The organism is Nonomuraea sp. ZG12 (genome assembly GCF_052068115.1).
GTDB lineage: Bacteria > Actinomycetota > Actinomycetes > Streptosporangiales > Streptosporangiaceae > Nonomuraea.
In genome coordinates, this window is record NZ_JBQHCW010000005.1 from 407,097 (window position 1) to 420,701 (window position 13,605).

The following is a 13,605-nucleotide window of genomic DNA, read 5'->3' on the forward strand; positions in this document are numbered from 1 at the left end:
CCCGGGGGGACAGGCGGAGGGGACACGATCATCCGGTCAGCCGGCCACGGGCTGGAGCTGGGTGAGCGTCTCAAATCCGCCCAGTTCGAGCCAGTTGCGCCACATGACGGGCGCCGACTTGGGCGCTCCCGGCGCCGAGGAAGGCCAGTTCTTCCACACGCTGTTGCTGGACTGGGCCCACAGGCCGTTGTACCAGAGCGGGATGACCGGCATCTCGTCCAGGTGGATCTTCTGCAGGTCGGAGATGACCGCCTTCATGCCCTCGATGTCGTCGGTCTTGACCTGGTCGAGCTTCTGGACCAGCTCCCAGGCCTCCTTGTTCTCGTAGCGGCCGAAGTTGACGGTGTTCTGCGTCTTGCGGATCGGCAGCTGGAAGAGGTAGTCGTAGTAGGTCCACGGGCTGCTGGACAGCTGGCGCTCGTTGTTGACGATCAGGTCGAAGTCGCCCTTGCTGCGGTTCTCGACGAGCGCGTTGAAGTCGGGGAACTCCGGGTTGACGTCGATGCCGGCCGCCTTGGCGCTGCTGGAGATGACCCGGGCCGCCTCCATCCAGTCCGTCCAGCCGGCCGGCACCTCGATCTTCAGGCTGATCTTCGAGCCGTCCTTGTTCTCCACCAGCCCGTCGCCGTTGGTGTCCTTGTAACCGGCGTCGGCCAGCGCCTTCTTCGCCTTGGCGGTGTCGAAGGCGAAGCCGCCGGCGCTCACCACGCTCTGGTCGACGAACTGGTCCCACTGCGGCAGCAGGCCCGTCGGGCTGGAGGCCTTGACCAGGTTGCCGTAGACGCCTTCGACGATCTTCTTGACGTCCACGGAGGTGGCCAGCGCCTTGCGGAAGGCCGGGTCGTTCATCGGCTTCTTGGTGGTGTTGGGCACCAGCCAGGCGGTGTTGGCCGACAGCATGTACGGCGGCTCGTTGTAGAACGTGGTGATCCCGAAGTTGCCCTTGACCAGGTTGGCCACGCCGGGCAGGAAGTTGTTGCTCATGTCCATGCCCTTCTGCAGCAGAAGGCCCATGGCCACCTCGTTGCTGGGCGTGGCGACGTCCACAATGTACTTGGGCTTGGGCTCCATGTTGAGCGCCGCCTTGCCCCACCAGTCGTCGCGCTTCACCCAGACCACGCGGTCCTGGTCGTGGCTCTGGTACTTGTACGCGCCGGTGCCGACCGGGTTCTCGTTGACCCCGTTCAGCACGTCCTCCTCGGAACGGCTGCTCCAGATGTGCTCGGGCACGATGACCCGGCTGTAGAGGTTGTAGTCCCATTCCTGGTAGTTCGCCTGCGAGAACGAGAAGCGGACCGTCTGGTCGTCGACCGCCTCGACCGACTTCAGCCAGTCCCAGATGTTGTGGTACGGGACCGTCTCCATCTTGCCCAGGTTGTAGGAGAAGGCGACGTCCTTGGCGGTCAGCGGCTTGCCGTCCGCCCAGGTGACGCCCGTGCGGATCTTGGCCTCGTACGTCGTGTCGTCCGTCCAGCTGCCGCTCTCGGCGAGCCACGGCGTGAGCTTGGCCGCGTTGGGGTCGAAGTGGAAGAGCGTCTCGTACACCAGGCCCTTGGTGCCGGTGGCGGAGTCCCACTCGCGGATCGGGTTGAAGTTGGCGGGCGGCCCCCACTGGGTGCCCGTGGTGTACAGCGTCTCGTTACGCGGGAGCTCGCCGGTGTTGCCCTGGGGGGCGGGTGCGGCGCTGCCGGCCTGGGAGGCTTGGGGAGCCGGCGTCGCGCCGCCTCCCGAACAGGCGGTGGCGGCCATGCCTGCCGCGAGGAGCGGTATCAGGATCCGTGCCCGGGTCTGCATTGCGTTTCTCCTTCCCCCACCGAAGCGGAGGTCGACCATGTGTCCAACCCCGAAGTCGGCGGCCCGGGACATTACGCCGCCGTCGTACCTGGTCAGCGGCCTGATCGGCGCCATTGAGCCGTTTGGGAGCGCTCTCATGCACTGCCGCGCAGAACCTTGCTGAACCGGATAAGTACCGCGAACGTAAATTCGCGGTGACAACCACGTCAAGGGCCGTGATCTGTTTGAGACAACGCCCCTTGGTGTGCCCCAGCTGATGTGCGACGCCCGGACCAGGGGTAAGGTCGTCTCGACACGTAGCTAACCGGTTCAGAAACAGGGGGCTCGGTGAAGCGACCGACGATCGCCGACATCGCTCGACAAGCGGGAGTCTCCAAGGTGGCCGTCTCCTACGCGCTCAACGACCGCCCCGGAGTCTCCCCCGCCAAACGCGCCGCCATCAAGGCCATCGCCGAAGAGATCGGCTGGCGGCCCAACAGCGCCGCCCGCGCCCTCAACGGCGCCCAGGCCCGCACCGTCGGGCTCACCCTGTGCAGGCCCGCCCGAATACTCGGCGTCGAGCCCTTCTTCATGGAGCTGATCAGCGGCATCGAGACCGAGCTGTCGGCCCGCTCCTACGCGCTCATGCTCCAGGTCGTCACCAGCCCCGAGCAGGAGATGGAGATCTACCGCCGCTGGTGGGGCGAGGGCCGCGTCGACGGCGCCATCCTCGTCGACCTGCGCTTCGCCGACCCCCGCGTCAGCGCGCTCAACGAGCTCGGCCTGCCCGCCGTCGTCATCGGCCACCCCTCCGAGGCCGGCTCACTCACCCCCGTCTGGTCCGACGAGTCCGTCCCCGTCCGCGAGACCGTCGAATACCTGGCCGCCCTCGGCCACCGCAGGATCGCCCGCGTCGCGGGGCTGCCCGACCTCGTCCACACCGTGCTGCGCGACCAGGCGTTCACCACCGCCTGCCAGGACCTCGGCCTCGACCAGCACCCGATCATGCACACCGACTACACCGGCGAAGAGGGCGCCCACGCCACCCGCCGCCTCGTCAGCTCCCCCACCCGCCCCACGGCGATCGTGTACGACAACGACATCATGGCCGTCGCCGGCATGTCCGCCGCCCACGAGATGCGCCTCGACGTGCCCGGCGACCTGTCGATCGTGGCCTGGGACGACTCGCCGCTGTCCCAGGTCGTACGGCCCGCGCTGAGCGCCCTCACCCGCGACATCCCGGCGTACGGCGCGCACGCGGCACGGGCGCTGCTGTCGTTGATCGCCGGCGAGGAGGTGGAGGGGGTGGAGGACGAGGCGGCCCGCCTGCTTCCCCGGGGCAGCACCGCTCCACCGAAAGAGAAGACCCTGCCCGTCCCGGAGGACAGCGAGGAGTAACCACATCGCGCCAGGTGTGCCGCCCAGGGCTAACGATCATGTCGAGGGAGATCATTCGGGCGTGCGGGAACCCTGGTCGTCATGGGCCTTCTTCGCCGTGCCGAACCACCGTCCGAGCGCTTCCCGGAGCCCGTCCGGATCGGTTCCCGACCACGCGACGTACCCATCGGGCCGGATGAGCAGTGACGGCGCCGCCGCACGGGCGGCCACGCGGGCGACGCGATCGGACCAGGCCGACCCGGCCTCGGCGAGCGCGGCGTCGTCGGAGAGGTCCAGGAGCAGCGGGCGAGCGTCGCGGCGGAGTTCGGCGAGGCGGAGCGCGCGACCGTCCTCGGTCGTCAGGTCGAGGCTCGGCGCGAACCACCCGATGAGGTCGGCGGGCTCGCACTCGCCCATGTCGTACCGGACATCCGCGCCCGCCATCAGGTCGGCGACCAGCTGGACACTCTCGCGCTTCGTCATTAACTCGGTGAACAGCTCGCGGAGGGCGGTCACGGCGCTGCCCGGCGCCATGAGGGCCGTCTGCGACTGCGTCTGCATGAACACGCGTTCGCCGAGCGCGCGGCGTTCGGACTCGTAGCTGTCGAGAAGTCCGTCGGGGGCCCAGCCGTGCAGGTCCGCTGACAGCTTCCATGCCAGGTTCGCGGCGTCCTGCAGCCCCAGGTTGAGGCCCGGGCCGCCCGAAGCGGCATGGACGTGGGCGGCGTCGCCGGCGAGGAAGACCCGCCGGTTGCGGTACCGGTCCGCCAGTCGCGTGTTCCGCCCGCAGATCCGGCGCAGGAGGGTCGGCGAGCCCTCCGGCGGCGAGGACAGGGCCACCTGCACGCCGAGGACCCGTTCGACGCTCGCCTCCATCTCCTTGAGCGTCATCGGTGCGCCCGGACCGGGGTGGCTGCCGACGGGGTGGTCCTCCCATTCGAGCGTCGTGACGAAGGGGTGCTCGGGAGCGAGGAAAGCGATCACGATGACCCCGCGTTCCGTCCTGTGGAAGTTGCCGGAGATCTCCCCGAACCCGCCGATCGCGATGCGACCGCCCGGCGCCGGCGCGATCTGCCCGGTCGATCCGATGAGTGCCGCTCGCGACACCACCCGTTCGTCGACGATTCCCGGGAACGCGATGCCCGCCTGCTTCCGGATCTCGCTGTGGCCGCCGTCGCAACCTACGAGGAACCGGGTGCTGAGGTTCTCCTGCGCGCCGTCGAGGCTCGTGACGACGAGATCGACGTGGTCCTCCGACTGCGCGAACTTCCGGACCTCGTACCCGCGACGAACGTCCACGCCCAGCTCGGCGGCCCGCTCGGCCAGGATGCGTTCGATGTCGCGCTGGTTGATCTGGAGCATGTACATCGGGTTGCCGTCGCCGAGGATGTGCAGCGGCAGGGGCAGTGTCCCGAAGGAGAACGTGGGCAACGGCTTCGGAACCCCCGATCCGCCGAACCGCTCGAACAGGCCGCGATCGTCGAGCAGGCGCACCGCCTGGCCGACGACGCCGTGGGCCTTGTCCGCCTGACTCGGTTCGGGCAGTCGCTCGACCACCACCGGGTCGACCCCCGCGAGCTTGAGCTCGCAGGCCAGAAAGAGCCCGACGGGCCCTCCACCGACGATGACGGCGTCGAACATCATGCACGCTCCCGTTCACTGTAAGAGAGGAATTGCTCTCTTAGTACAGTAGGCGTGCTTGCTAAGAAAGGAAAGCCTCTCTAGCGTGGAGGGGTGGTAGAACCCGTCCCGAAGCACGCCCGCCGCAGACACGGCGAAGAACTCCAAGCCGCGCTGCTCGAAGCCGCATGGGACGAGCTCGTCGAGACCGGCTACGCCAAGCTGACGATGGAGTCCGTCGCCAGACGAGCACACACCGGGATCGCGGTGCTCTACCGCCGCTGGCCCAACAAGGACCAACTCGTGCTCGCCGCCATCGAGCACTACCCCAAGGTCCACCCGGTCGCGGTCCCCGACACCGGCACGCTGCCCGGCGACCTGCTCGCCCTGCTGACCGGCATGGGCGAAGCCCGCGCTACCTTCTTCGCCACAGCCGCGGCGAGCGTCTTCTCGGGGCTGCTGACCGATGCGGGGCTGACTCTCGCGCAGGCACGCGAGAGGATTCTGGGTGGCGCGCCACTGGCACGCGCCGAGATCGTTTACCGGCGCGCCCACGACCGCGGCGAGATCGATCTTGAGCACATCCCGTCCGCAGTGCTCGCCATGCCGTTCGACCTGGTGCGCCACGATCTGCTCATGGGCCTGAAACCCCTGGAGCCCGCACGCGTTCATTCGATCGTCAACGATCTCTTCATGCCCCTGGTCCAGAAGCACCGGAGCAGACCGGATCGATCACGCATACCGAACTGACTTCACCACGGCGAACTTCCGCCGTTCCCGCGGCTTACCGCAGGCACGGGAGCTCGAACCAGACGACGGTGCCCGGCTGGCCGGTGGCGCACAGGCGAGTCCACCCGGCACCGCAGCGTCCGTGGGTGAACTCGGCGACGATCCGCAGCCCCCGCCCCCCGAGGGCCAGCTCGTCGACGTCGTCCGGGACGGCGAGGGGGCGGCGCAGCAGGCTTTCGATCAGCCCGGCGCCGGCGCCGGCGTCCACCACCTCGACCCTGCCCGGTGCGCCGTGGTCGTGCACGATCCGCAGCTCGTAGGGGCCGGGGGCGTAGCTGGCCGCGTTGGTGGCCAGCTCGGCGACGACCAACTCCAGCTCGACGAGCACATCGCAGGCGAGGTGCTGCCGGGACAGGTGGTCGCGGAGCAGTTCTCGCGCACGGCTGGTGGCGCTGTCTGGGGGCAGGCACCATGCGATCATCCGAGAGCTTTCATCGGACCTGTCGGATAGGGCGGAGCGTGGGGTAGGCACATCGTCTTCCTCTCCGGCTGAGACAGGCGACAGCCTGATCGCCATCGTGCCCGACGAAAGCCGTACACGGAGAGTCGCCGAACCTATACTCTGCGCTTGTCAGGTGGGTGATCGGCCGAGCCGATCGCCTTGGGCGATGGGCCCGCGGAAACGACCTCGAGCGCGGTGGGACGCCGGTTACCGTGAGCCAACGAACTCGGCCGTGGAAAGGTCGGCATGAACGTCAGCCACGCCAGCGCGCACGACATCGACCCCACCATCTGGGACGACTCCCAGATGCGTCAGGCCTTGTACGTCCGCGACATGGCCACTGTTTACCGGCTGCTGCAGCGCATCGGCATCTCTCAGCGGCACATCGCCACCCTCACGGCACAGTCCCAGTCGGAGATCTCCGAGATCCTCAAAGGCCGCCAGGTGATGGCCTACGACGTGCTGGGCCGCATCGCCGACGGGCTCGGCATCCCGCGCGGCTACATGGGACTGGCCTACGACACGTCCTCGCCGGAACCGGAGCCGGAGCCGGAGCCGGCCAAGCCTGCGAAGGAGCCCGACCTGGACGAGGACGAGCAGGTGCGGCGTCTCCTCGCCCATGCCGCGCAGGTGACCGTCGGCGCGGCCGGGGAGCACGGCGAGAACTGGACGCATCCCCTGGCCCCGGTGGAGACACCCGCGCCGCAGCGGATCGGGCTGGCGGACATCGAGCAGGTCGAGACGGTGACGCGCACGCTCCGCGCGCTCGACTACCAGCACGGCGGCGGCGTCTGCCGGGACGCGGTGGTGGCGCAGCTCGCGTGGTCACAGCGGCTGCTGCACGCGACCTGCGCGCAGCAGGTCGGCCTCCGGCTCCACCAGGCGCTGGCCGATCAGCACAACCTGGCGGGCTGGACGTCCTTCGACGTCGGTCTGTACGGCCCGGCGAGACAGCACCTGGCTCTCGCGCTCGAACAGGCCAAACACGCCCGCAACTTCTCCCTCGCGGCCAACGTCCTCTACCGGATGGGCCGCGTACACCTGCACTGTGATCGTGTGCAGGACGCGTTGCGCTTCTTCCAGCTGGGGCAGATCTGCGCGCAGGACGCCAACTGTGAGCGGACGGTGGCGATGTTGTGCGCCAACGAAGCCTGGGCGTACGCCCTGCTGGGTGATGCCGAGCTCGCCCTCAAGTCGATCCACCGGGCGCGGGACGAGTTCGCCCGCTCGTGCGGGCAGCCGTTCCCGGCCTGGGTGAGCTTCTTCGGCCCGGCCGACCTCGACGCGCTGAGCGGCATGGTCTACGCCGACCTCACCGACGACCATCTCGACGTCGCCTCGGAGTTCCTCACCGACGCGCTCGGACGCCGCAGCCCGAGCATGACGCGGAGCAGGGTGTTCGAGCTGACCGCGCTGGCGACCGTGCAACTGCGGGCGGGCGAGCTGAACAGCGCGATCGCCAACGGCCATCAGGTCGTCGCCCTGGCGACCCAGATCCGCTCGAAACGGATCGTCGACCGGCTCGCCCCCCTCCAGGCCGCGGCCCGCGCGCGGGCGCACGACGCCGACGCGCACGAGCTGGCCCAGCGCATCGCGGCGGTGCGTGCGGCATGACGGCGACCGCCGACCACACCTGCGGCCTCACCCGCGACCGGCTCGACACCCTGCTCGCGGCCTTCTGCGACCAGGCGGGCCTGCCCTCCTCAGGCGCCGAGCTGATCAAGTTCACCAACAACGCCGTCTTCCGCCTCCGCCACGCGCCCGTCGTCGTGCGCATCGCCGGCTCCACGGCCGCCCGCGTCCGCACGCCGGCGGTCGTGCGGGTCGCCCGCTGGCTGGCGCAGCACGACTTTCCAGCGGTACGGCTCCTCCCCGGCGTCGAGCAACCGCTGCGGGTGGACGACCAGCTGGCCACCCTGTGGGCGTACGTCCCCGAGGTGGGCCCGCGTCCCGGCGGCGCCGACCTGGCCACCCTGCTCCAGAGCCTGCACGCGCTGCCCGATCCGGGGCACACGCTGCCGCCGTGGCGGCCGATGAGCCAGATCCGCCGGCGGCTCGCCGAGCCGGAGGACCTCTCCCCCGACGACCACGCCTTCCTGCTGGACGAGTGCGACGACCTCGAAGAGCGCCTCGACGCGCTCCGCTACGTGCTCCCGCCGGGGGTCATCCACGGCGACGCGTTCCTCGGCAACGTCATCGCGGGGCCGGACGGCCCTGTCCTGTGCGATTTCGACAGCACCACGATCGGCCCGCGTGAATGGGACCTGACCCCGGCGGCGGTCGGCAGCCTGCGAATGAACTACCCGGTGAACGAGCATCTCGCGCTCGCGGGGTCGTACGGCTTCGACGTGATCGGGTGGGAGGGCTTCCCGGTGCTGCGGCGGCTCCGCGAGCTCAAACTGGTCACCAGCGTGCTGCCCATCCTGCGCAGCAACCCGTCCATACGGTCCCAGTGGCGCCACCGCATGCACAGCTTCAAAACCGGCGACACAACCGTCCGCTGGGAGCCGTACAGGTGATGAACACCGTGCTGCGAGGACGGCGAACCGGCAGCGCTCATTCGAGTAAGAGCTACGCGACCCGCGTGCGGCGTTCGTGTAATGCGGAAACCTCGACGAACAGGCAGACTGGGAGTGTGAATCCTCGGTCGCGATACGTCAGCCACCGGCTGTATCTTGTGCCGGCCGATCTGCGAGAGCTGACGGGGCCGGTCACCGGCGTGGTCGAGCTGCCCGTCCACCTTGATTGGTCGGAGCAACGGGTCTATGACCTGGACGACGATGCCCAGCTCGGGCTGATGTACGAACGTGTCATCCGCGAGGCAGTGCAGCTCGATGACCTACGCACCTACCTGAACGGATCGCTCCTGATCAGGATCTGGCCGCAGCTTTTCCTACCCGTGCGAGCCAGGAAGTCGTGGGAAGCCCGCTTCCGAGATCTAGTGCGAGCCGCGTAAGGCCATGGACCCCCTACACGAACTGGCCGCCGGCATCGGCCTGGCGGCCACCGAGCGCTTCGGCTTCGCACCCGCAGGAGGCTATGCCGTACAAGCTCACGGGTTCCTCACGCGACGTTCAGAGGACGTGGATCTCTTCACGTCGGCCGACGGTGAGTTCGACGCCGCCGTCCACGCGGCCCTGACGGCGTACCGAGAAGCCGGCATGAAGGCTGAGATCACCCAGGAGAACCCAGGGTTCGCCCGCTTGCTTGTCACCGACGCCAGTGGTCGCTCGGTGAAAGTCGAGATGGGAGTCGATTGGCGCGCGCATCCGCCGGTCCGATTGGAGATCGGACCTGTCCTTCACCCGAACGACGCCGTCGGGAACAAGGTGGCCGCGCTCTATGGCAGGGCGGAAGTCCGTGACTTCGTTGATGTGGACGCCGTCCTGAGCAGCGGCCGCTACACCATGGAGGATCTGACCCACCTGGCCACAAACGCCGATCCAGGTTTCGACCTCATCATGTTCGCCGTCGCGCTATCGGCTCTTGACCGTATTCCGGACCAGGCGCTCGCCCACCACGGCCTGTCCACCAGCGATATCGCCCTACTCCGTGAACGATTTCAGCGGTGGGAGCGAGCTCTGCGCGCCGATGGCCCATGACGCCCCGGTGGTGGTCGGTAGCGTAGCCGCTGCACCCTTGTGTCGGGGGGATGCGTCCAACCGAACCGCTCGCGTATGTGCCGGAATACCGAAGGCGCGGCGCCCGTGCGGGGCGCCGCGCCTGTTTGACGGCTGGATCAGGCGGTGGGACAGGTGTAGGTGAAGGGCTTCGTCTCGGTGTCGGCGTTCGGGGCGATGATCACGAGCTGGATGTCACCCGCGATGGTCGGCGGGCCCGTCGGCGTGAGGCCGAGGGTCACCGGGTGGACGCCCGCCTTGTCGAGGACGACGGTGGTGGGGATGGAGGTGGTGGCGCCGTTGATGACCCAGTGGTAGGTCAGCGTGGTGGCGCCGGTCACGGTGATGCCGGCCGAGACGTTGACGGCGGGGCTGGACTGCAGCGCGCAGGTCTCGTAGTTGGGGGCGGTGCTCAGGCTGGAGATCGAGGCCGTCACGGCGGCGTCCGCGCACTTCACCGTGGTGTGGGCGACGTTCGAGGACCGGTGGTTCGGGCCGAGGATCTCGATCCAGCGCTTGACGCTGCCGCTGTCGGACGCGGTCACCGTGTGGCTCACGTGCTTGGCGCCGGAGTAGCGGGCGAAGTACAGCGACTCGACGGAGCCACGGTAGCCGGGGCCGGCCCAGCGGTACTTCACGGTCGTGCTGGTGCCGTTGACGGCGATGGTGCCGTTGAACACCCGGTCGACCGGGCAGCTGCCCTGGTAGGAGGAGGGCGCGGTCACCCTGGCCGAGGCCGTGGCCTCAGGCCGGCACCACACCTTGTAGTGCGCGCGGTCGGAGTCGGTGTGCCGGGGGCTCACGATCTCCAGCGCGACCCAGCCCTGCTGACTGCCGTGCGGCGTGAAGGAGTAGTGGACCTTGCGGTCGTCCCAGACCTTGACGCTGCCGGAGTCCACGACACGGCCGTTCCGGATCCAGCGGTACTTCACCCAGGCGGGCTTGCTGACGCGGATCGTGCCGTACGCGTCCACCGGGGACTGGCAGGAGGTGTAGCGGTCGACCTTGACGCTTGCCTTGACCCACGTCCTCTTCTCCACCGGCTTCTCCACCGGGTTGAGGACGAGCTCCTTCTCGCAGCTGACCGAGAAGTAGCCCTTCTTCGACGTCACCTTGCGGGGTGAGAGGACCTGCAGGACCTGCCAGTTCTTCTTGATGTCGTTCTTGAAGGTGGCGGTCTCCTTGAAGGTGACCGTCTTCGTGCTCTTGCCCTTCAGGGTGTACGACTTCGCCTTGCTCTTGGAGCCGTCGCCGTGCAGCCAGCGGTAGACGACCCGCGTCTTACTGCTCGTGGGCTTGACCTTGGCTTTGGCCGAGAAAGTGACCTTTACCGGACACTCTCCCTCGTAGCGCTTGGGAGAGGCCGTCGGCGTCGACACCGAGACCTTCGGCTTGGCGGCCTGGACGGCCCCGGTGCCGGCAGCCGCCGCGGGCGCGGCCACCAATCCGGAGACCATGGTCGCGCCCATGGCCAGGCCGGCGCCCAGAGCCGCCAGCCTGCGGACTGAATCCTTGGAGATCATGAGGGTGTTGCTCCGTTCAGGAGTCGAGAGTGCCTCCGAAGCGGCTGCCGCCCCGGCACGTCCTGCGCCGGGGCTCGGCAAAGCTTCGGTAAGCCTTCTTACTCAATCACGGGCAGCTGATCTTCAACCTGGCGTTGATCGCGGGTTTTGTCTCATTATCACTACTTTCGGGAACGGCCGCCGGTGCCGCTGAAATGCCGCGCTTGCTCCCCCGCGATCTCGAAGGTCACGAAGCAGCCCGGCTACACCGAGTAGGCCGTGGCCACCCGAACGGGTGGGCCTAGCTCAGGTCGTCAGGTCCCTCGGTCCAGCGGGCAGACGGTCGGCGGGAAGGCGGTCCGGTGGGGGACTGAGGACCGGACGGGCCATTGGTCGCCTGGCGCCGATGACCGATGCGACACATGATCGAACGAGTAGGGTGCGGGTCTTCCTGGAACCGGACGGTGTTGAAAGCATGTCAGTTGTTTCGCACGATGAGCCCTCACGGGAATTGCCACGTGAGCGAAAGCATCGCCCCTGGATTCACTCGACACTTTTCGTGGCGGCGCCGATCTTTCTGATTTATGTGTTCATCATGGCGCCCGCCTGGATCCACGACCACCAGTTGGCAGGTCTCACGGATCGCATTCTGCGACATCCAACGCCACCCGGCGGCTCTGGCATCAGCCTTTACGGGCCCCAGCAGGTGGTCAGCGGCGACTCGGGCGACTGCATGGTCAGCGTACGCTTCGACCTGGTCACGGACAGGCCCGGGGAAGAGGTGCTGCGGCACTATCGAACAGCGAATTTCACGGATGGTGACCAGCGGTACACCGACTTCGAGGTCAACGCATGGGTGCCCTACGGATCCGACCAGGCGGAGTACGGCTACCAGACAGTGATCGTCGAATTCGATGCCGCCTACCAAGGCGATGGCAGCTGGGATTTCCGCTGCTGGTGATTCACGAAAGAAGCGCTTTTCACCGGCATGGGTTCGGGGCGATGACCGACGCACGGAAGGCGCGAGCGGCCAGGAAGGCGTCCGAGCGAAGCGAGGACCTCAGTGCTGGGCGGGTGTGGACGGTCGACATCTCAGGGCTAGGAGAACAGGCGTTGGGGGTGCATGCCGTCCACCAGGCCCGTGTCCGGTGGGTGGATGCTGTAGCCGAGCATGCGGCGCACCCGCCGGCTCAGTTGCCGGGCGACGTCGCGCCCCGGCGAAAGGGTGAAGGCCTCGCGGGTGCGCAACCACGGCTCGCAGTAGTGGGCCTTGACGGTCAGGCTCGGGTTCGCCCAGGTCTGGGTCGGGGGGCGGGCGTGCCAGAGGGTGCCGAGCAGGACCGTACAGGAGCCGGCGGGCGGGGTCAGGGTGAGGCCGTCGCCGGCGGGAAGGCGTCTGTCGGGCCAACGGTGGCTGCCCGGCCACACGGTGAGGGCGCTGCCCGCGTCGATCGTCCACAGGGCCGCCACCGACAGGGCCGGGCGGGGGCGGGACACGGGATAGTGCTCGTCGTCGGGGCGGGGGTGCCGGGCGGCGGCGCCTGGGCGTACCTCGACCACTTCGAGCTGTGACAGCAGGAAGTTGGGCAGCAGCAGGCGGTCCAGGAGGGCGAGCACGTCCGGTTGGTCGATGAGGTCGTCGACGGCGCGGGTGTTGTGCAGGACGCCGAAGACCTGGCGGGTGTGCCGGGTCTGGAAGGGGTCGCGCCCGGCGGGGCCGAGCAGTGGGGTGAGCTCCGCCCGGATGTGCCTGCGGCGCGCCTCCGGCAGGAGCGCCGGGAGCACCACGTAACCGTCGCTGTGCAGGAGCGACATGGGACTTCGTGTCATGTCAGGCGCTCCTGAGTATCGGGCACACGCGGTGCGGCCTCCTCGGCTCCCAGCGCGGCGACGCTGAACTTCCAGACCTCGGCGACGACCAGGTCACGATCCGGCCGGGGATTCTTGTCCAGGACGACGGTGAAGATGGCGCGCATGCCGCCGACGACTCCCGCTGACAGCATCTCGGGGTCACGGTCGGCGGCGACGGCGCCTTCGGCCTGGCCTGCGGCGATGTGTTTGACGCCGGTGGCGACGACCTGCCTGATACAGCGTGCCTCCATGGCGGCGACCTCGGCGTCGCCGACCATGCGGCCGAGCACCACGGGGGACAGTGGGTCGTCGTAGACCCGGTCGACCCAGGTGCGCACCTGGGCGCGCCAGCGTTCGAGCCAGGTGTCGCCCTGATGGTCGGCCAGGACGGTGTCGGCCACCAGCCGGTCGTAGAAGTCGGCGAGCAGGGCGCTCATCAGGCCGCTGCGGGTGCCGAAGTAGCGATAGGGCAGCCCCACGCTCATCCCCGCGCGCCGGGCGACGGCCGCCACCTCGACGTCACCGGTCTCGATGAGCTCTTCGGCGGCGGCTTCCAGCAGGCGCCTGTGGGTAGCGGCCGCACGGCGGGACAGTGGTTCCATGGAGTCCATATTGGTTGAGCTCAACTCAA

Annotated in this window: 13 protein-coding genes; 7 read left to right on the top strand and 6 right to left on the bottom strand. The window is 68.4% G+C overall.

From position 1 onward, the window contains the following. Positions 1 to 36: 36 nt before the first annotated feature. Positions 37 to 1,794 (bottom strand): ABC transporter substrate-binding protein, encoded by a 1,758-nt coding sequence (locus ACTMTF_RS18530; RefSeq protein WP_441111795.1) that lies wholly within the window; start codon positions 1,792 to 1,794, stop codon positions 37 to 39. 327 nt (positions 1,795 to 2,121) lie between these two features. Between ACTMTF_RS18530 and ACTMTF_RS18535 the strand changes: the two genes are divergently transcribed. After that, the gene (locus ACTMTF_RS18535) at positions 2,122 to 3,171 is read left to right on the top strand and encodes a LacI family DNA-binding transcriptional regulator (RefSeq protein WP_441111796.1); all 1,050 of its coding nucleotides are present in this window, start codon (positions 2,122 to 2,124) and stop codon (positions 3,169 to 3,171) included. A gap of 51 nt (positions 3,172 to 3,222) precedes the next feature. Here the strand turns inward: ACTMTF_RS18535 and ACTMTF_RS18540 are convergent, their stop codons facing one another. Next, the gene (locus ACTMTF_RS18540) at positions 3,223 to 4,794 is read right to left on the bottom strand and encodes an FAD-dependent monooxygenase (protein WP_441111797.1); all 1,572 of its coding nucleotides are present in this window, start codon (positions 4,792 to 4,794) and stop codon (positions 3,223 to 3,225) included. A 90-nt stretch (positions 4,795 to 4,884) separates the two neighbouring features. Between ACTMTF_RS18540 and ACTMTF_RS18545 the strand changes: the two genes are divergently transcribed. Further along, positions 4,885 to 5,520 (top strand): TetR/AcrR family transcriptional regulator, encoded by a 636-nt coding sequence (locus ACTMTF_RS18545; RefSeq protein ID WP_441111798.1) that lies wholly within the window; start codon positions 4,885 to 4,887, stop codon positions 5,518 to 5,520. Positions 5,521 to 5,554: 34 nt separating this feature from the next. Here the strand turns inward: ACTMTF_RS18545 and ACTMTF_RS18550 are convergent, their stop codons facing one another. Beyond that, entirely contained in the window at positions 5,555 to 5,980 is a 426-nt protein-coding gene (locus tag ACTMTF_RS18550; protein ID WP_441111799.1) for an ATP-binding protein, read from the bottom strand. A 267-nt stretch (positions 5,981 to 6,247) separates the two neighbouring features. Here ACTMTF_RS18550 and ACTMTF_RS18555 point away from each other — a divergent pair, with 267 nt between their 5' ends. Genes ACTMTF_RS18555 through ACTMTF_RS18570 form a run of 4 tightly spaced genes read left to right on the top strand, consistent with a single transcriptional unit; the run spans position 6,248 to position 9,603 of the window. Then, positions 6,248 to 7,615: a hypothetical protein gene (locus ACTMTF_RS18555; protein ID WP_441111800.1), complete on the top strand. Its 1,368-nt coding sequence runs from the start codon at positions 6,248 to 6,250 to the stop codon at positions 7,613 to 7,615. Further along, positions 7,612 to 8,520, top strand: coding sequence for a phosphotransferase enzyme family protein (locus ACTMTF_RS18560; protein WP_441111801.1), 909 nt, complete (start codon positions 7,612 to 7,614; stop codon positions 8,518 to 8,520). Before ACTMTF_RS18555 ends, ACTMTF_RS18560 begins: the two co-directional genes overlap by 4 nt. Beyond that, positions 8,520 to 8,957, top strand: coding sequence for a hypothetical protein (locus tag ACTMTF_RS18565; protein ID WP_441111802.1), 438 nt, complete (start codon positions 8,520 to 8,522; stop codon positions 8,955 to 8,957). Before ACTMTF_RS18560 ends, ACTMTF_RS18565 begins: the two co-directional genes overlap by 1 nt. A gap of 4 nt (positions 8,958 to 8,961) precedes the next feature. Continuing rightward, positions 8,962 to 9,603: a nucleotidyl transferase AbiEii/AbiGii toxin family protein gene (locus ACTMTF_RS18570; RefSeq protein ID WP_441111803.1), complete on the top strand. Its 642-nt coding sequence runs from the start codon at positions 8,962 to 8,964 to the stop codon at positions 9,601 to 9,603. A gap of 137 nt (positions 9,604 to 9,740) precedes the next feature. Here ACTMTF_RS18570 and ACTMTF_RS18575 read toward each other — a convergent pair whose 3' ends face one another. Further along, on the bottom strand, positions 9,741 to 11,144 hold the full coding sequence (locus tag ACTMTF_RS18575) for a hypothetical protein (RefSeq protein WP_441111804.1): 1,404 nt from the start codon (positions 11,142 to 11,144) through the stop codon (positions 9,741 to 9,743). A 418-nt stretch (positions 11,145 to 11,562) separates the two neighbouring features. Between ACTMTF_RS18575 and ACTMTF_RS18580 the strand changes: the two genes are divergently transcribed. Then, on the top strand, positions 11,563 to 12,084 hold the full coding sequence (locus tag ACTMTF_RS18580; RefSeq protein WP_441111805.1) for a hypothetical protein: 522 nt from the start codon (positions 11,563 to 11,565) through the stop codon (positions 12,082 to 12,084). A 137-nt stretch (positions 12,085 to 12,221) separates the two neighbouring features. On the opposite strand, the gene ACTMTF_RS18585 is transcribed toward ACTMTF_RS18580, so the two are convergent. Beyond that, the gene (locus tag ACTMTF_RS18585; protein WP_441111806.1) at positions 12,222 to 12,953 is read right to left on the bottom strand and encodes a phytanoyl-CoA dioxygenase family protein; all 732 of its coding nucleotides are present in this window, start codon (positions 12,951 to 12,953) and stop codon (positions 12,222 to 12,224) included. Beyond that, entirely contained in the window at positions 12,950 to 13,576 is a 627-nt protein-coding gene (locus tag ACTMTF_RS18590) for a TetR/AcrR family transcriptional regulator (protein ID WP_441111807.1), read from the bottom strand. Before ACTMTF_RS18590 ends, ACTMTF_RS18585 begins: the two co-directional genes overlap by 4 nt. Positions 13,577 to 13,605: the final 29 nt, after the last annotated feature.

Coding starts and splice junctions, on each gene's coding strand:
- ACTMTF_RS18530 (WP_441111795.1), bottom strand. CDS start 1,794: ATGCAGACCCGGGCACGGATCCTGATACCGCTCCTCGCGGCAGGCATG.
- ACTMTF_RS18540 (WP_441111797.1), bottom strand. CDS start 4,794: ATGATGTTCGACGCCGTCATCGTCGGTGGAGGGCCCGTCGGGCTCTTT.
- ACTMTF_RS18550 (WP_441111799.1), bottom strand. CDS start 5,980: ATGATCGCATGGTGCCTGCCCCCAGACAGCGCCACCAGCCGTGCGCGA.
- ACTMTF_RS18555 (WP_441111800.1), top strand. CDS start 6,248: ATGAACGTCAGCCACGCCAGCGCGCACGACATCGACCCCACCATCTGG.
- ACTMTF_RS18560 (WP_441111801.1), top strand. CDS start 7,612: ATGACGGCGACCGCCGACCACACCTGCGGCCTCACCCGCGACCGGCTC.
- ACTMTF_RS18565 (WP_441111802.1), top strand. CDS start 8,520: ATGAACACCGTGCTGCGAGGACGGCGAACCGGCAGCGCTCATTCGAGT.
- ACTMTF_RS18570 (WP_441111803.1), top strand. CDS start 8,962: ATGGACCCCCTACACGAACTGGCCGCCGGCATCGGCCTGGCGGCCACC.
- ACTMTF_RS18575 (WP_441111804.1), bottom strand. CDS start 11,144: ATGATCTCCAAGGATTCAGTCCGCAGGCTGGCGGCTCTGGGCGCCGGC.
- ACTMTF_RS18585 (WP_441111806.1), bottom strand. CDS start 12,953: ATGACACGAAGTCCCATGTCGCTCCTGCACAGCGACGGTTACGTGGTG.
- ACTMTF_RS18590 (WP_441111807.1), bottom strand. CDS start 13,576: ATGGAACCACTGTCCCGCCGTGCGGCCGCTACCCACAGGCGCCTGCTG.